This is a genomic window from Oxalobacter vibrioformis, from assembly GCF_027118995.1.
GTDB classification, from domain to species: domain Bacteria; phylum Pseudomonadota; class Gammaproteobacteria; order Burkholderiales; family Burkholderiaceae_D; genus Oxalobacter; species Oxalobacter vibrioformis.
This window is the reverse complement of record NZ_CP098242.1, coordinates 387,257-404,022: the sequence shown is the minus strand read 5'-3', so window position 1 is coordinate 404,022 and position 16,766 is coordinate 387,257. Positions and strand designations below refer to the sequence as shown.

13 protein-coding genes are annotated in these 16,766 nt (G+C 50.7%); 8 read left to right on the top strand and 5 right to left on the bottom strand.

Translation table 11 applies throughout. From position 1 onward, the window contains the following. Positions 1–30 precede the first annotated feature (30 nt). Positions 31–297 carry a type B 50S ribosomal protein L31 gene (locus tag NB640_RS02075; RefSeq protein ID WP_269309485.1) on the bottom strand — a complete coding sequence of 89 codons (267 nt, stop codon included), beginning with the start codon at positions 295–297 and terminating at the stop codon, positions 31–33. A gap of 229 nt (positions 298–526) precedes the next feature. Beyond that, entirely contained in the window at positions 527–835 is a 309-nt protein-coding gene (locus NB640_RS02070; protein WP_269309484.1) for a hypothetical protein, read from the bottom strand. Positions 836–1,033: 198 nt separating this feature from the next. On the opposite strand from NB640_RS02070, the gene ompR reads away from it, so the two are divergent. Both ompR and NB640_RS02060 read left to right on the top strand, forming a co-directional pair. Beyond that, entirely contained in the window at positions 1,034–1,783 is a 750-nt protein-coding gene (ompR, locus tag NB640_RS02065; RefSeq protein WP_269309483.1) for an osmolarity response regulator transcription factor OmpR, read from the top strand. Positions 1,784–1,810: 27 nt separating this feature from the next. Beyond that, positions 1,811–3,196, top strand: a complete 1,386-nt coding sequence (locus NB640_RS02060; RefSeq protein ID WP_269309482.1) for a sensor histidine kinase — start codon at positions 1,811–1,813, stop codon at positions 3,194–3,196. Positions 3,197–3,301: 105 nt separating this feature from the next. Here the strand turns inward: NB640_RS02060 and NB640_RS02055 are convergent, their stop codons facing one another. The 3 genes from NB640_RS02055 to NB640_RS02045 all read right to left on the bottom strand — a co-directional run bounded on the left by NB640_RS02055 (position 3,302) and on the right by NB640_RS02045 (position 5,203). After that, positions 3,302–3,634, bottom strand: a complete 333-nt coding sequence (locus NB640_RS02055; protein ID WP_269309481.1) for a metallophosphoesterase family protein — start codon at positions 3,632–3,634, stop codon at positions 3,302–3,304. After that, a complete protein-coding gene (locus NB640_RS02050) occupies positions 3,571–4,206 on the bottom strand; it encodes a metallophosphoesterase family protein (protein ID WP_269309480.1) in 636 nt (211 codons plus the stop codon). Before NB640_RS02050 ends, NB640_RS02055 begins: the two co-directional genes overlap by 64 nt. Positions 4,207–4,285: 79 nt before the next feature. After that, positions 4,286–5,203 carry a LysR family transcriptional regulator gene (locus tag NB640_RS02045; protein WP_269309479.1) on the bottom strand — a complete coding sequence of 306 codons (918 nt, stop codon included), beginning with the start codon at positions 5,201–5,203 and terminating at the stop codon, positions 4,286–4,288. 200 nt (positions 5,204–5,403) lie between these two features. On the opposite strand from NB640_RS02045, the gene NB640_RS02040 reads away from it, so the two are divergent. The 6 genes from NB640_RS02040 (at position 5,404) to NB640_RS02015 (ending at position 16,432) form a co-directional block, all read left to right on the top strand. Next, positions 5,404–5,640, top strand: a complete 237-nt coding sequence (locus tag NB640_RS02040; RefSeq protein ID WP_269309478.1) for a hypothetical protein — start codon at positions 5,404–5,406, stop codon at positions 5,638–5,640. 53 nt (positions 5,641–5,693) lie between these two features. Further along, positions 5,694–9,443: an acyl-CoA dehydratase activase-related protein gene (locus tag NB640_RS02035; RefSeq protein WP_269309476.1), complete on the top strand. Its 3,750-nt coding sequence runs from the start codon at positions 5,694–5,696 to the stop codon at positions 9,441–9,443. Next, positions 9,440–9,928 (top strand): hypothetical protein, encoded by a 489-nt coding sequence (locus NB640_RS02030; RefSeq protein ID WP_269309475.1) that lies wholly within the window; start codon positions 9,440–9,442, stop codon positions 9,926–9,928. Before NB640_RS02035 ends, NB640_RS02030 begins: the two co-directional genes overlap by 4 nt. A gap of 409 nt (positions 9,929–10,337) precedes the next feature. Beyond that, positions 10,338–11,606, top strand: coding sequence for a hypothetical protein (locus NB640_RS02025; RefSeq protein ID WP_269309474.1), 1,269 nt, complete (start codon positions 10,338–10,340; stop codon positions 11,604–11,606). Positions 11,607–11,821: 215 nt separating this feature from the next. Continuing rightward, entirely contained in the window at positions 11,822–13,222 is a 1,401-nt protein-coding gene (locus NB640_RS02020) for an efflux RND transporter periplasmic adaptor subunit (protein WP_269309473.1), read from the top strand. A 3-nt stretch (positions 13,223–13,225) separates the two neighbouring features. Further along, complete coding sequence (locus NB640_RS02015) at positions 13,226–16,432, top strand: efflux RND transporter permease subunit (protein ID WP_269309472.1); 3,207 nt, start codon at positions 13,226–13,228, stop codon at positions 16,430–16,432. Positions 16,433–16,766: the final 334 nt, after the last annotated feature.

The following is a 16,766-nucleotide window of genomic DNA, read 5'->3' as shown; positions in this document are numbered from 1 at the left end:
CGAAGCTGCCTTTTGTATGCTGTTGCAGTGTCAGCCTGCCACATGTGTTTTGGAGCCGACTTTGCCGAATTTCTGGCGGAATTTTTCCACGCGGCCTGCGGTATCTACAATCTTGTATTTTCCGGTGTAAAACGGATGCGATTCGGAAGAAACCTCAACCTTTATGTAAGGATACTCCTTGCCTTCAAACGTGATGGTTTCACGGGCAGGGATGGTTGAACGGGTGATGAATTTAAAATCGCATGAGATGTCGTGAAAAACAACGTCACGATATTCCGGATGAATGCCTTCTTTCATTTTTGCCTCTATTGTTCGGTAGCCAGCCAGCACTTCATTGATCCATACCGCATCCTGATCTGATTGCCGGCAACTTGCCTTGGGTGTTTTAAATCGGTTTTTATCCTGTGCACTGCAAAAATGCTGCAGCGCGAAACCATGGATTATGCCATAAATACAAAGCTATAGCACTATTTTTTTCAGGATATTAAAAAAGTGTTGATACGCGTGAAATCCGTGACGGGTGCTTTTAGTGATGGCGTTGCGGATACAGCGTTTTTCCTGCTTCATTGACTTGCTGACGAAGCATTTTCCGGTCATGGTGCGACATCCGGTTTGCCCGCCGGTAGTTCGAGCAGGGCGAATCGCCGCAATAATTATCATAGTTGGTATTGCGGCGCATCCTGCGACCATAACCAACGTATGAGGTTTCATCTTCAGCCGCCAATTGCTGGGGTGTTTCCGCAGGTTTTTCTTCGTGTGACTCCTGCGCGTGAGCCGTCCCGATAAAAATACCGAAGGAAAAAAGCGTAATCGCGATTTTGTGGGAGGCTTTCATGTCTGTTCAGGTTCCTGTTATGGCAAAACACTTGCCTGCTTCCTATTCTAGGGGAGAGATGCAGAATTGGCATGCCTAATAATGTAAAAATGCAGCCTAAGTTGTAACTTTGTGTAATGCTGTTTTTAAGCAGGGACTATCGTGCTCTAGTGTGGCATTATCATTACAATTAATCATCATGAATTTGGGATATTCTTTATGAGTACAGCCGAAATGCCGGAAAAGACAGCGCGCCAGACAAAAATTCTTGTGGTTGATGATGATGCCCGACTGCGCGATCTCCTTCGCCGCTATCTGACTGAACAGGGGTTTTCCGTCACAACAGCTGAGAACGCACAGAGCATGAATCGTTTCTGGCTGCGTGAGCGCTTTGATCTGCTGGTGCTTGACCTGATGCTACCGGGAGAGGATGGATTATCCATCACGCGCAGATTGAGAGGCGCTGGTGATATGACGCCGATTATCATGCTCACAGCCAAAGGTGAGGAGACGGATCGGATTGTCGGATTGGAAATGGGGGCGGACGATTATCTGCCCAAACCTTTCAACCCCAGAGAGTTGCTGGCCAGAATCGGTGCGGTATTGCGCCGCAGACAGCCGGACGAAATTCCGGGATCACCGACGGAAACGCCCCAGATTTTCCAGTTTGGCGATTTCGAGCTGGACCTGAGCACCCGTACCCTGAAGAAAAACGGCGATCCCGTGCAGTTGACTACCGGTGAATTTTCCGTGCTCAAGGTGTTTGCCCAGCACGCCCGTCAGCCGTTGTCTCGGGACAAGCTGATGAGCCTGGCCCGGGGCCGGGAATATGAGGTATTTGACCGGAGCCTGGATGTACAGATATCCCGTCTGAGAAAACTGATTGAACCTGATCCGGCGCATCCTTTTTACATCCAGACAGTCTGGGGGCTGGGTTATGTTTTTATCCCGGATGGACAGCCACAGTAATTTTCCCTGTTTTCATGGTTTGGCTAAATGATGAATAGTGAAGTTCAGGTCAATTCGATACTGACGCCCTGGTGGAAGAGCGGGCTTTTCTGGCGTACCTTTGTCCTGCTTTCTTTCCTTATCAGCGTCAGTATGGGGGCCTGGGTACTGAGCTTTCGCATGGTCGAACGTGAGCCAATGGCAGAGCAGGCTGCCAATCAACTGGTTTCCATTGTCACCATTACCCGCGCGGCGCTGACCCATTCCGATCCGGAGTTAAGGCGCGAGCTGCTTTTTGATCTGGCCAGTAATGAGGGTATCCGTATTTATACTCTTGAACCCACCGATGAGATTGAGCCGATTTCGGAAAACGACCGCTGGTATATTCTTTTGAAAATCCTCCAGAAAAAACTTGGCCCGAGTACCAAGATATCCGGGAAGGTCAATGGCATAGAAAGTTTCTGGATCAGCTTTAAGATTGATGATGAGGATGAATACGAATACTGGCTGGCACTGCCGCGCGGGCGGCTGGAAGGGCCGGCTAACTGGCAGTGGTTATGGTGGGCTGTTGCGGGTTTTGGTCTTTCACTGATGGGTGCCGGTTTTATTTCAGGCCTGATTAATCGTCCGCTTGCCCGTCTGGCAGTGGCTGCCAGAACGTTTGCCAGTGGCCAGACGCCGGAAATGCTGCCGGAGACAAAAACGGAATCGGCAGAAGTACGCGATGCCAATCACAGCTTTAACCAGATGGTCAGGGAGCTGGAACGCAATGAAAAAGAGCGCACAGAAGTGCTTGCCGGCATCTCCCATGATTTGCGTACGCCGCTGACACGGATACAGCTTGAGCTGGAGATGTCGAGTCTGTCCGGAGAGGAAAAAAGCGGCATGGAAGCCGATATCCGGCAGATGGACGCCATCGTGGGACAGTTCCTGGATTATGCGCGCCTGAGCATTCCCGGCCAGAATGAAACCGTCAATATGAGTTTGCTGCTGGAGAAAGTGGCGATAGAGGCCGCGCGCGCTCCTGATGTGCTGGTTCAGAGCAGTGTGGAGCAAAATCTTTTTGTCAGGGGAAACGCGACGGATTTCGAGCGTATGTTCAACAATCTGGTTTCCAATGCCGAACGTTATGGTCGCGCCGAAAATACGGATCTGGTTGAATTGGGTATCCTCTGCAGGCAGAAAAATGAAGAAGTTGTCATTGAGATTTCAGATCAGGGGCCAGGTATTTCAGAGGAAGACAGGGAAAGGCTTTTGCGCCCCTTTATCCGGCTCGATAATGCCCGAAGCCAGGCAAATGGCTCGGGGCTTGGTCTGGCTATTGTCAATCGGATTGTCCAGCGCTATGGCGGCAGGCTCGTGTTGAAAAACAATGTGGCAAGCGGACTGGTGGTATCCGTGGCTTTTCCTCTGGCGGGAAAAGACAAGTCATAAGGGGGATCAGTCTCTCCACTTGATATCCAGTGAATTGCGTCTCCCGGCTGTCTGTTGCTGCAGGCGGGATATCCGGCAACCCCTTAGACTCCGAAAAAGGTTGATTCATTTGCCTGATGATAACCCGTCTCTGACAGGGGGCGTTCCTTCAAGTGCTTCTGTGACATTCGGAACCGGTTTGCGAAATTGAGCGGCTACGGGATCTGTAATGCCGGCGAGGACAAGCGGTGTCTGATTGATGGACAGGATAATATGGCTGTTGTTGAGCATGTGAATGCCCAGTTCCGGCAGTTTTTTCTGCCAGGCGTCATAGCCGGAATAGTATTCATTATTGCCTGCTGAACCAGAAACACCGTAGGTTGCTTTCAGGTTCTTTAAGGGCGCAATATCCTTTTCCCGTTTGACAGTTGCCCCGTCAACAATATCACCGGTGAGCAAAATGAGATCGGGGTTGAGGCCGTTGACCGTTTCGACAACTCTTTCACCTTGTGAGCCGGATTGAATGCATTCACATGCAGGTCGGTTATCTGGACAATCGTCAGGCCATCCAGCGCTTTGGGCAGGCGTGTCAGGGTGACCTCCATTCTTTTGATATCGAGGCGCCGGATCGCTTCATAAAGGCTGTATGTGCTGCATAGCAATACGATCAGAAGGATGCCAAGAGAAAACGGCAATTCGGTGAGAGACAGGTTGACGGAAAATCCGGCTTTGCCTGCAATCCACAGCAGACAACCGGTGATATCACGAATGACAAGCAGGACAAAAAGGAAGGTCAGCGTCACGTAAAGCCAGCCGGAAAGGATGATGACAATACGTGGCAGATCAGGTGAGGCAAGCCCCCCGAAAAAATTCTGGAAAAAGTAATGCTTGAGTGAAATCAGCAGAACCAGAAGCGCAGCGCATATTTTTCCTGTCATAGTGATTGGCAGCGGTGCAATCAGCCTGAGTGCGATATAGGCAAAAGAACGAAGGAGTAGAGATTTATCATCGTGTCTGTCTGATGACATCATGCAAAGGATGCCGTTATAGGTCAGGGTGTTTCAATGTGTCCGGATAGGGATTAACTGCATGCAAAAGCCCCGGGATTGATCAATTGTTTTTCTTCATTTCCTCTCGCAGTTCTTCATTTAACTGGTCAGAATAGGCCGTGATATGGTCCATAAAAAGACGAACGCGCAAGGGCAGTTGCTGATTTGGCATGACAAGATTGACATCCAGATCCGGCAATGTCCAGTCAGTCAGTATCTGTGTCAGCAACCCTTCCCGCTGATGCCTGAATACCAGGGCTTTGGCCGCATAGACAACCCCCATGCCAGAGAGGGCAAAGTCGATGGCTGCAAACATGCTGTTAAAGCTATAGGCAGGTGAGATGGTGATGGAACGGTTTTCTTTGCCTTTTGACAGTGTCCATATCGTACCCGGGTGGGGAATGGAAGTCAGGCAAGGTATTTCACTTAAATCTTCGGGGGTCCGGGGTAACGGATAAACGTCAAGAATACCTGGTGCAACATACAACCCGTGTTCCACAGAATTGAGTTTTCTTGCCCTGAGTGATGAATCCGGAAGCGGGCCAATGCGCATGTCGAGGTCGTATGGCTCGGTGAGCAGATCAGCCCACCGGTCGGCAAACCGGATATGGAGCTGTATCCGGGGCCAGGCTGCGGCAAAGCTTTTCAGGGCGGGCAAAATGAAATTGTAGCTGTCATTGGTGGCGGAAAACCGGACAGCACCTGCCGGGGCATTCATATTCTGTACCAGCGCTTCGCAGGCGCTCATCGCATTTTCAACAATGTAAGCGCAATGCTCGAAAAATGCTTTTCCGCTTTCAGTCAGTTCGACATTACGGGAATTCCGCAGAAACAATGGCACCCCCAGCACTTTTTCCATGGTGGAGATCCGGCGGGAAAGCGTTGAAACCGGTATATCCAGAATATCGGCTGCAGCGGTGAAGCTTTTCTGCTTGGCAACCTCTACGAAGAGCGGCATATCATTGAGTATGTTTTTCATGACCATTTCATTTTTGGAAAGATTCCTTTATTTTAAATTATTGCGTTATGATTTTGGAAATATTAAGCTGTTATGGTGAGAGCAGTTTTATACATTCGCGTTTTTGTTTATGCAACGTATCACAAGGTTAAACCAGGGCGTGTTAACACGCCCTGGAAAGTAAACGCGTAAAAGGTCATCCTGATGAATGCATTGTTGAAATGGCTGTTCAAAATACCGCGCCTTGCCAGGCTGCTGGAAACGCATCAAAAAATGAAGCTTATCTTGAGCTGGCTTTTCTGGCTTATCAGAACAGCAGTGAAGCCATTGCTGTCGTCAGTGCACAGCATACAATCGTTGCGGTTACTGGCGGCGGCTGGGTGGGGACAGCCTGCTTCTTGAAAATATTTCCTCGGAGGAAGCCATCATTTCAGGAAGTTTGTTGTACTATTAAATAGCTAATCTGCAGTTCATATTTTCCATACAATTGCTGTTTTTTGGGAGTGATTGGATGACAATGTCCGGCGTTTACCTTGGATTGGATATCGGTTCGACAACGGTGAAAGCGGTTGTGCTGAATGCCGCTGGTGATATTGTGTTCAGCAGATATACGCGCCATCTTTCCGAAGTCCGGCAGAGTATTGCCGCTATTCTGCAGGAAATTGCCGGCACCATGAATTGCGCTGAATGGAAGGTCAGTCTGACCGGATCCGGTGCTATTTCTCTTGCTTCAGAACTCAATGTGCCTTTTGTCCAGGAAGTCATTGCGTCTGGACTCAGTATCCGTCAACGGATTCCCGATGCGGATGTTGTCATTGAACTCGGCGGGGAAGATGCCAAACTCACCTACGTTACCGGTGGTCTTGACCAGCGCATGAATGAAACCTGTGCAGGAGGAACTGGTGCCTTTATTGACCAGATGGCTTCTTTTGTGCAGACCGATGCGGCTGGTCTCGACAAGCTCGCATTGCGGCATCGCACCATTTACCCGATTGCATCCCGTTGCGGTGTCTTTGCAAAGACGGATGTTCTGCCATTGTTAAATGAAGGGTGTTCCCGTGAGGATATTGCCGCCTCGATCATGCAGGCGGTTGTCAATCAGACAATCAGTGGTCTGGCCCGGGGACGGCCTATCCGAGGCAAGGTGGTTTTCCTGGGAGGGCCGCTGGCTTTTCTGGAATCGCTTCGCCGGTGTTTTGTTGCAACGTTAAAGCTGGAGAAATCGGAAGCCATTTTTCCCGAGTATGCGGAATACTTTGTCGCGCTGGGTGCAGCGCTTCATGCCGGGCGGCATGAAGCGCCTGCTGTCAGCCTGGATGACTTGATTCAGCGGCTGGAAAATATCCCGGAGATAGAAGATACCAAAGCCCTTTTTCCGCTTTTCCGCACTGAAGAAGAACGCATCGATTTTCACACGCGGCATGCGGCGGAGCATGTTGAAAGGCGTAATCTGGAAGCGTGCACGGGCGATGCCTGGCTGGGTTTCGACTGCGGCTCAACCACTATCAAGGCGGCACTGATAGATGACGCCGGCAATTTGCTGTATTCATCCTATTCCCCCAACAAAGGGGATCCCCTGTCCGCTGCGATAGATATCCTTCGGGAAATCCATGCGCGCAAGCAACCGGACCTGCATATTCGTGCAACATCCGTTACCGGATACGGGAGCCAGTTGCTGGCGGCAGGGTTAAATGCCGATATTGATGAGGTTGAGACAGTCGCCCACTTTACTGCCGCCCGTTTTTTCGAACCCAGAGTCAGTTTTATCCTGGATATTGGCGGACAGGATATCAAGTGCATGCGTATCAGCGATGGCGCTATTTCCAGTATCCAGCTCAATGAAGCCTGTTCTGCCGGCTGTGGTTCTTTCATCGAAAATTTTGCCGGCTCTTTGCAGATGCCGCTTCCCCGGTTTGTCGAAGCCGCCATGAATGCAAAATCACCGGTTGATCTTGGCACACGCTGTACCGTATTCATGAACTCAAAGGTCAAGCAGGCACAGAAGGATCGTGCAAAAGTCGGTGATATTGCCGCAGGCCTTTCTTACTCTGTTATCAGGAATGCCTGCTTCAAGGTGATGAAAATCACCAATGTCGATGATCTGGGCAAGTATGTGGTTGTCCAGGGCGGTGCTTTTGCCAATGACGCGCTCTTGAGGGCGCTGGAACTGGAGCTCGGCTGTACGGTCTTGCGTCCGGATATTTCCGGCCTGATGGGCGCTTATGGCGCGGCACTGATTGCTAAAGATCGCGGTCCGGCAGCCGGCGGGTCACGTCTTCTGGATGGTGAGGCGATTGACAGTTTTTCTGTCAGGAAGATGACATCCCGCTGCCGGCAGTGTGCCAACAGCTGCCTGCTGACGATCAACACATTTTCTGATTCGACCCGTTTTGTCTCGGGCAATCGCTGTGACCGTGGCGCTGGTGCGGCAAAGCAGACGGCGCCGAATCTGTATGCTTTCAAATATGAGCGTCTTTTCAACAGTTACGCGCCGCTTGAGGCAAAAGAGGCAAAAAGGGGAACGATCGGTATTCCGAGAGCGCTGAATATTTTTGAAAACTACCCGCTGTGGTTTACGATTTTCACCCGCCTGGGCTTCCGTGTCGAATTGTCTTCCCCTTCCTCAAAGGAACTTTATTTTCAGGGGTATGAAACCATTCCCTCGCAGACAGTCTGCTATCCGGCCAAGCTGGCGCACGGGCACGTGATTGATCTGGTCAACCGTAAGGTGGACCAGATCTTTTTCCCCTGTCTGCCAAATGAGCAGAAAGAATTCGTGACGCAGGCGGGTAATTACAACTGCCCCGTTGTCATTGGCTATCCGGAACTGCTTGCCAAAAACATCACGGCTTTGCAGGAAAACAATATTCCGATCATTCATCAGTTTTTGCCGATGGATCGCAGGATACTGGCGAGGCGGCTGCGTGATATTGCGCCCTTTTCAGATATTCCCCCAAGGGAAATCGAAGCCGCCGTCAAGGCCGGTTTTGACGAAATGGCGTGTTTTCGCAAAGACATGCAGCGTGCGGGTGAAGAGGTGCTGGCAGAGCTGGAAGCCACCGGGCGGTTTGGTATTGTGCTGGCAGGGCATCCCTACCATGTGGATCCCGAAATCCACAATGGCATTGCCGATCTGATTACCTCATTTGGCATGGCTGTCATGACGGAAGATGCGGTTGCCCATCTGATGCCTGATCCGGGGCCATTGCGTGTGGTTGACCAGTGGACCTATCATTCGCGCCTGTACCGGGCAGGCGCTTATGCGGCTGACCTGAAAAATATTGCTGTTCTTCAACTGGTTTCTTTTGGCTGTGGTATTGATGCGATTACCGCTGACCAGCTTGAAGAAATTATCCGGCGAAAAGGCGGCCTTTATGCGCAGATCAAGATTGATGAAGGCGTCAATCTGGGGCCGGCACGTATCCGTATCCGTTCCCTTTTGGCGACATTGCGTGAGCGTGCGACACGGGAGCCGAAAGTTTATCCGCTGATCGAGCACAGGCCGTTTCCGAGATTCACGCGTGAAATGCAGAATACGCATACCATCCTGATTCCACAAATGTCCCCTGTTCATTTCCAGTTTCTGGAAACGGTTTTTGCTTCTGAAGGATACAAGGCCGTGCAACTGCCGACAGTCGACAGGGAGGCGATTGACCTGGGGCTGCGATATGTGAATAACGATGCCTGTTATCCGGCGATTGTCGTGGTTGGCCAGTTGTTACAGGCTATCTTAAAAGGCGGCTATGACAAAAACCGTATAGCGCTGATGATTTCCCAGACAGGCGGGGGCTGTCGGGCGACCAATTACATCGCATTTTTAAGAAAAGCGTTGCAGGATGCTTCGCTGGATCATATACCGATTATCTCCTTTAACATGGGCAGCCTGGCAGATACCCAGGGCATCCGTTTTTCCGGCAAGCTGTTAAAGCGGATCATCATGGCGATACAGTATGGTGATGCCCTGATGCGGGTGCTTTGCCGCGTCACCCCGTATGAGGCAGAGCCGGGCAGTGCTGAACGGCTGGCAGCGGAATGGGCGGAAAAAGGAAAGAAAAGCATCGCCTCAGGAAGCATCCTGCTTTTTGACCTGAATATGCTGCGCATGATCCGTGCGTTTGACCGTCTGCCGTTAAAAACAGAAGAACGCCGTCCACGGGTCGGCCTTGTAGGTGAAATCCTGCTCAAATATCATCCGGACGCGAATAACAATGCCGTTTCTGTCGTGGAGCAGGAAGGGGGGAGGCGGTTGTTCCGGATATGATGGACTTTGCCCTGTACTCTTTTTATAACCATATATTCAATTACCGGCATCTTGCTGGCTCCTGGCGGGATTATGTCAGGGGGTTGTCCAATATGTTCAGCCTGGAACTGATACGATGGTCGGCGCGCTTTGGCTTCAAGCGAAGCAGGCGCTTTTCTCCGCCTGAACGTTTCAGCGAGATCCGGAAAAAAGCGGAAAACCTGGTTTCTCATGGACACCAGACGGGTGAGGGGTGGCTGTTGACGGCAGAGATGGTGAAGCTCATCGAAAACGGCGTATCCAATATTCTCTGTATGCAGCCTTTCGGCTGCCTGCCGAATCATATTACCGGTAAAGGGCTTTTCAAGGAGTTGAAACACCGCTACCCCGAAGCCAATATCATTGCGCTCGATTATGATGCCGGTGCCAGTGAGGTTAACCAGATCAACCGGATCAAGCTGATGATGTCTGCCGCCAATGCCGACCACATGCGGATCAATGCATAGGCTGATTCTGACCCTAGTGGAAAAACCAACTGCTATTTTTATCATTCCATTTTTGGAAAAAAGCTTTTATTTTTAGTCATTGCTTGATGTGGTCGCAATAATTAAACTGCCTCTCAGGTATGAAAGCTGTTATGCAACTTTTGTACCAGATTGGTCGAAAGTGGTATCAGACGAACTGCATCAATGTCACAGCCGCTCTCCCGGATGAAGTGTGAGACAAAAGCGCTTTACCAGGCAATATGGATAAAAACACATCCACCGTCTCCTGTGCTGGTATGGCGAAAAACAGGCTCTCATCCGGCTGAACCATTGTCAGGACGACAGACAGGCGATATCAATTCCGGTCAATCCCGGGGGCAAAAGTTGCATGACAGCTTTTTAAAAAGTCAAAGAACCAGGCGGGGGCAGGATGAATAAATCATACGAAAAAATAGAAAGCGATATTGCCATTTTCAGGGATATTCTTGAGAGTTACATCCAGCCTGTCACCTATGGCGCTATCATGAGCGGTCCGTATACCGATGCGGTCAGGCCATTAAGCCCTGTTGTTTATGATACGCAGCACAGAATAAAGATTTTTGTCAGTGAAAACAGCCGGGTCTATTTTATTTTCCAAAGGCGTCTTCCTTTCAGTGCCAAGGAAAAAAAACTGATTGAGGATGTTATTGTCGGGTTGCGCCAGATGAGTGGGGAAGACAGGGCAGCCGACTGTCTCCACGTGCAGGAAGTGGTGGAGCGTGTGGTTGCCTTTCATATTAGCAGGGACTATGGCGACCTGGTGTTTCGCCTGATCCAGATGTACAAGGAGTGGGCCGGAAAAACCGGTACGGAAGCGCTGTCCGTGCATACCACGGGTATTTATTTCAACCGCCAGAAAAATACCGGCTGCAATATTTTCACCATGTTTGACGATGGATTGATCCGTTCGATTGGATCAACTGATAAAACCCTTCTGGCGATTGACCGGAACGGTTATATCCAGTCAGTTGAAAATATCAACTCAACCGCGGTCCAGGCAAAAAAACAGCAGAATGCGTTTGCTCCGGTATCGGTCGCCGATATTGCGATGTGGACCGATTATCGCAACAAGGCTGTTATCAGGCTGACAGAAAGAGGCGATATCCTTCTTTTTAAGGACAGAAAGCTGGTTTTTGCCCGGATTTTTTCTCAGTGGCGTTATTTTCCTCACGGTACCATCATGGATGAAGTTTTTTCCGAGGACATTACACAGGAAGAAAAAGAAGTCAGAAAAGCGGTTTACCTGACCTTGCTGGATCTGATTTTTGACGGGAAAGGTGCACGTATCGGTATTCTTGATGATCCGGAGCGCCAACAGAAGCGGCTGGAACGTATTCACTCGCGTTTTCGTTTTTCCCCGGTTTTACAGGCAGAAAGAAACAGTTTTCTGACCACCATTCTTGGCACCAGAAAATTTCATGAAATTCCGAGGAAAATCCGTGCCGAATTGTGTGCCCTGGATGGGGTGCTCCTTTTAGGCACACAGGGAGATATCTTTGCAGGAAGGGAGGCAAAAAAGAAACATGAGGCCCGGAACCTGGATAAGGACAACGCACTGTTACGTCCGTCCGGGAAAAACCATGATCTGGGTATCCGGATTTCTGAGCTGGGGTGTGTGGAGATCTATAAAAACAGTGATATTCCGCTGGCATTTGCATGATTTCTTTTCCTGGCGATGACTCTTTTCTATGAGGCATTCGCCGAAAAATGGCTTTTCGTGACAACGGATTGTTTGTCCTATAACAAAAAAATGCAGAATGAACGGGCATTTTTTTTATAATGGTTCTGTTTTGCCTAAAGAAAGCTTATCCTTGTGAAAGTTGTGCCGGAACCAGCAAAACCATCTTTTGAAATGCTGCGTGAAAAAGGAGAAAAATGAGCAGCCTGCCAATGTATAAAATAAGCCTGTGGGGAATACTGTTTGCCGCTATTGCGGGTTTGACAGGCTGTCAGGAAAAACAAGCGCCGGTTCAACAGAATGTGAATGTGACTTATCTGGTGGCGCAAGCCAACAATGTGCCGCTGATCACCGAAATGCCGGGACGGGTCTCGGCATTTATGGTTTCCGAAGTCAGGCCGCAGGTAAGCGGTATTATCCAGAAACGCCTCTTTGAAGAAGGCACTGATGTCAAGGAAGGCCAGCAGCTTTACCAGATTGATCCGGCGCTTTTTCAGGCAGCATACAACAGTGCCCGTGCGGATCTTGCCAAGGCGCAGGCCAATGTGGTTGCCGCACGCCTGCTGGCAGAACGCTATGGCAAGATTGTCGATATCAATGCGGTCAGCAAGCAGGAATATGACGATGCGGTTGCGGCACGGGATCAGGCGATTGCTGCGGTTAATGCCGCCAGACAGGCGGTTGAAACCGCGCGGATCAATCTGGAATACACCAAAGTGCTCTCGCCCGTATCAGGACGCATCAGCCGTTCGTTTGTGACGCCAGGCGCACTGGTTACCCAGAACCAGCCGGACCCGCTGACGACGGTACAGCAACTGACGCCAGTCTATGTGGACGTTACCCAGTCCAGTACCGAGCTGCTGAAACTGCGCCGTGCACTGGCCATGGGAGAAATTCAGGCCGGAGCCAACAGGGGGGCCAAGGTCAAGCTCAAGCTTGAAGATGGTTCTCCTTATGCAAAAATCGACAAGGCCAGTGCGGAAAATCCGGAGCCTGAATGGATTCTGGGCGAACTCCAGTTTTCCGATGTGACCATTGAGCAAAGCACAGGTGTGGTATCCGTGCGGGCGACATTTGAAAACCCTGACCATATTCTTTTGCCGGGCATGTACGTGCGCGCGGTCATTGAAGAAGGAATACGCGAAGGCACGATTCTCATTCCCCAGAAAACCGTCCAGCGCGATACCAAAAACCGGCCGATGGTTTATGTCCTGACGAAGGAAAATCCGCATCCGGAACAATCTTCAGCACCGAAGGAAGGGGAAAAAACCGCAGCGCCCAAGGCGTTGGGATCAAATGATTACTATGTTGCCCTGCGCTATGTCACGCTGGATCGCGACTACAAAAACAACTGGCTGGTGACAGATGGTCTGAAACCGGGAGATCGTGTCATGGTCGATGGCTTGCAGAAAGTACAGCCGGGCCAGGTTGTGACAGGTGAAGAAGTCAAACCCGAAACGGTAGTTGAAGCAACCACAGCAGTACCAGCACAGACAACTGAAACAACACAGACAACTGAAACAACACAGGAGGAAGCTGTGGCCGAGGCCAGCCCGCCGGCTCCGGATCAGGGCGAAGCGAAAGAAAAGGCGGAATAATCCATGGCAAATTTCTTTATTGATCGCCCCATTTTTGCATGGGTCATCGCGATTCTGATCATGCTGGGAGGGGCACTTTCTATCTCCACCCTGCCTATTGCGCAGTATCCTGCTATTGCCTCACCTGAGGTAGCCATTTCCGCAGTCTATCCGGGCGCTTCAGCCAAAACGCTTGAAAGTACGGTAACCCAGGTCATCGAACAGCAGATGAAGGGTATCGATCACATGATCTACATGTATTCGAGCAGTGATTCTTCAGGGCAGGCTACGATCAATCTGGTGTTTGAATCTGGTGTTGATGTGGACATCGCACAGGTTCAGGTACAAAACAAGCTTCAGCTCGCAACGCCACTTTTGCCGGAAGAGGTGCAGCGCCAGGGGCTTTCCGTGACGAAGTCAGTCAAAAACTTCCTGATGGTTGTCAGTCTGATTTCTGAAGACGGCAGTATGGATGGCGCCGATCTGAGTGACTATATTGCCAGCAATATCCAGGATCCTATTGGCCGCTTGAGTGGTGTGGGTGATACGCAGATTTTTGGTGCGCAATATGCCATGCGGATATGGCTGGATCCGCTGAAGATGGAGCAGTACAGACTGAATCCATCCGACATCATTGCCGTTATAAAGGAACAGAATGCACAGGTGACGGGGGGCCAGGTGGGTGCGGCGCCCCAGCTTCCGGGGCAGGAAATCAATGTAACCATTATTGCGTCAGAACGCTTTGAAAGGGTCGAGCAGTTTGAAAACATCTTCCTCAGGACAAATCCCGATGGTTCTTCCCTGTTTCTGAAAGATATCGCCCGAATTGAACTGAACAATGAAATGTTCACCTCGGAGGCTTACTATAACGGCAGCCCTTCCTCCGGTCTTGCCATCAAGCTGGCATCAGGCGCCAACGCACTGGATACATCGGCCCTCATCAAAAAAGAACTGGACGGGCTGGCCAAGTTCTATCCGCCTGGCGTCAAAAATGTTTATCCCTACGATACGACCCCATTCGTCAAGCTTTCCATTGAAGGCGTTTTCCACACGCTTGGCGAGGCAATTATCCTGGTTTTCCTGGTGATGTATCTGTTCCTGCAGAACTTCCGGGCAACCCTGATTCCTACGATTGCCATTCCGGTTGTGCTTTTGGGAACGTTTGGCGTATTGGCGATCGCTGGCTTTTCCATCAATTCCCTGACCATGTTCGGTATGGTGCTCGCAATTGGCCTGTTGGTCGATGATGCCATTGTGGTGGTGGAAAACGTGGAACGGATCATGCATGAGGAACATATTGGTCCGAAAGAGGCCGCCAAGAAATCCATGGGGCAGATCACCGGTGCGCTGGTCGGTGTGGCAATGGTGATTGCCGCCGTATTCGTGCCGATGGCTTTTATGGCAGGATCAACCGGCGTTATTTACCGTCAGTTCTCCATTACGATTGTGACCGCCATGACGCTTTCCGTTCTGGTCGCCATGATTCTGACGCCTGCTTTGTGTGCCACCATGCTGCCCGACGTCATGAAACACAAGACCACCGGCTTCTTCGGGCGGTTCAATATCTGGTTTGACAAGGTCTCGAACCGCTACCAGGGCGGGGTTTCGCACGTGATATCCAAACCGAAGCGTTATCTGCTGGTATTTCTTGTTGGTGTCGGTCTGATTGGCTATATGTTCTGGCGATTGCCTTCCGGCTTTTTGCCGGATGAGGATCAGGGCATGCTGTTTATTCAGGTCACCCTGCCGACAGGCGCGACATTTGAGCGGACACGTGAAGTACTCAAGCAGGTGGATAATCACTTTCGGGAGGATGAGAAAGAGTCTGTCAGCAGTGTCCTGACGGTTGCCGGATTCAGTTATGGCGGCAGCGGACAGAATGCCGGTCTTGCTTTCGTCAGCTTAAAGGACTGGAAAGAGCGCAAGGGGAAGGAGCATCGTGTGCCGGCAATTGTTGAGCGCGCCACAAAAAAATTCTCCGGGATCAAGGAAGCGAGTGTCTTTGCGTTTGCGCCACCGGCAGTTGTCGAGTTGGGTAATGCAACCGGTTTTGACTTTGAGCTGATTGATCGCGCCAATCAGGGCCATGAAGCCCTGATGAATGCCCGGAATATTCTGCTTGCAAAAGCGAATCAGCATCCTGACCTGCAGGCGGTTCGGCCAAATGGTCTGGAAGACGTGGATCAGTATGTGCTGGATATCGATCTTGCCAAAGCGGGGGCTCAGAGCCTCTTGAAAGGCGAAATCAATACGGCTATCGCTGCCTATTGGGGCAGTGCGTATGTGAATGACTTCATGGATCGCGGCAGAACCAAGAAAGTGTATATCCAGGCTGATACACCATACCGTATGCAGGCGGAGGATTTCAACCGCTATCACATTCGCAATGCCAAGGGGGACATGGTTCCTTTTTCATCCTTCATCTCGATGGACATGAAAAAAGGATCCCCGCGCCTGGAGCGGTATAACGGGCTTCCTTCCATTGAAATCCTGGGTGTGCCACGGGGCAACAAGAGTACCGGCCAGGCGATGGACGCCATGGAAAAGCTGGCTGCCGAGTTGCCGCCGGGTTTCGATTTTTCCTGGACGGGCCTTTCCTATCAGGAGAAAATGGCCGGGGCGCAGGCACCCATGCTTTATGCCATTTCACTGGTTATTGTGTTTCTGTGTCTGGCGGCTCTCTATGAAAGCTGGTCCATTCCTTTTTCTGTATTGCTGGTAGTGCCGACCGGTATTATCGGTGCCCTGGCAGGCGTCATGCTGCGCGGGATGAGCAATGACGTTTACTTCCAAATCGGTATCCTGACGGTGATCGGGCTGTCGGCGAAAAACTCGATCCTGATTGTCGAATTTGCCCAGGAAATGCACGAAAAAGGCGAGGATATTTTCCATGCAATGGTTCATGCCGCCAGGTTGCGCCTGCGCCCGATTATCATGACGTCCATGGCGTTCATTCTGGGGGTCATTCCTCTCATGATCAGTTCCGGCGCTGGCTCCGGTGGTCAGAATGCCATTGGTACCACGGTTGTTTTCGGGGTGTTTGCCGCAACATTGCTGGGTATTTTCTTCACCCCGATTTCCTACATCGTTGTGAACGGCTTCTTCAAGTCCAGAGAGAAAGCGGCGCCCGCGGCTGCAACGGCACCGCCAGTGACAGCGGCTGAAGAGACTGATGAAAATGGTACCGAAAAAAATAGCGGTGAAAGTGGCAGGAATGATCCCAACAGTTAAACCGGATGCATCAGATGATAAAAAAACGGCGTATTAAGCGCCGTTTTTTTATCGTACCATTCAGTGCAGGGTTTTTCTCAGGCGCAGGCTTGTCTGGGCAATGGCCGTACGTGTCTGTGGCTTTTTCCAGTTTCCGGGCACAAGCCTTGTCTTCATCATGCAATACATCATTTCCGGCGCTGATAATGAAGGCAGAAAATCTGCCCCGGTTTCTGTCCTGCCTGATGCCGGTTCAGGGTATCGGAATTTTTGTGTTTCGGCCTGCGTTTGGCGCTATCAGCGGGTATAATGTAAGACTCACTTGTCTGCAGTTAATTTCTATTTTTTCGATATA

Bases quoted from the DNA above. Each gene is read 5' to 3' on its own strand.
- NB640_RS02075 (WP_269309485.1), bottom strand. From the start codon at position 297: ATGAAAGAAGGCATTCATCCGGAATATCGTGACGTTGTTTTTCACGAC.
- NB640_RS02070 (WP_269309484.1), bottom strand. From the start codon at position 835: ATGAAAGCCTCCCACAAAATCGCGATTACGCTTTTTTCCTTCGGTATT.
- ompR (WP_269309483.1), top strand. From the start codon at position 1,034: ATGAGTACAGCCGAAATGCCGGAAAAGACAGCGCGCCAGACAAAAATT.
- NB640_RS02060 (WP_269309482.1), top strand. From the start codon at position 1,811: ATGATGAATAGTGAAGTTCAGGTCAATTCGATACTGACGCCCTGGTGG.
- NB640_RS02050 (WP_269309480.1), bottom strand. From the start codon at position 4,206: ATGATGTCATCAGACAGACACGATGATAAATCTCTACTCCTTCGTTCT.
- NB640_RS02045 (WP_269309479.1), bottom strand. From the start codon at position 5,203: ATGAAAAACATACTCAATGATATGCCGCTCTTCGTAGAGGTTGCCAAG.
- NB640_RS02040 (WP_269309478.1), top strand. From the start codon at position 5,404: ATGGCTGTTCAAAATACCGCGCCTTGCCAGGCTGCTGGAAACGCATCA.
- NB640_RS02035 (WP_269309476.1), top strand. From the start codon at position 5,694: ATGACAATGTCCGGCGTTTACCTTGGATTGGATATCGGTTCGACAACG.
- NB640_RS02030 (WP_269309475.1), top strand. From the start codon at position 9,440: ATGATGGACTTTGCCCTGTACTCTTTTTATAACCATATATTCAATTAC.
- NB640_RS02025 (WP_269309474.1), top strand. From the start codon at position 10,338: ATGAATAAATCATACGAAAAAATAGAAAGCGATATTGCCATTTTCAGG.
- NB640_RS02020 (WP_269309473.1), top strand. From the start codon at position 11,822: ATGAGCAGCCTGCCAATGTATAAAATAAGCCTGTGGGGAATACTGTTT.
- NB640_RS02015 (WP_269309472.1), top strand. From the start codon at position 13,226: ATGGCAAATTTCTTTATTGATCGCCCCATTTTTGCATGGGTCATCGCG.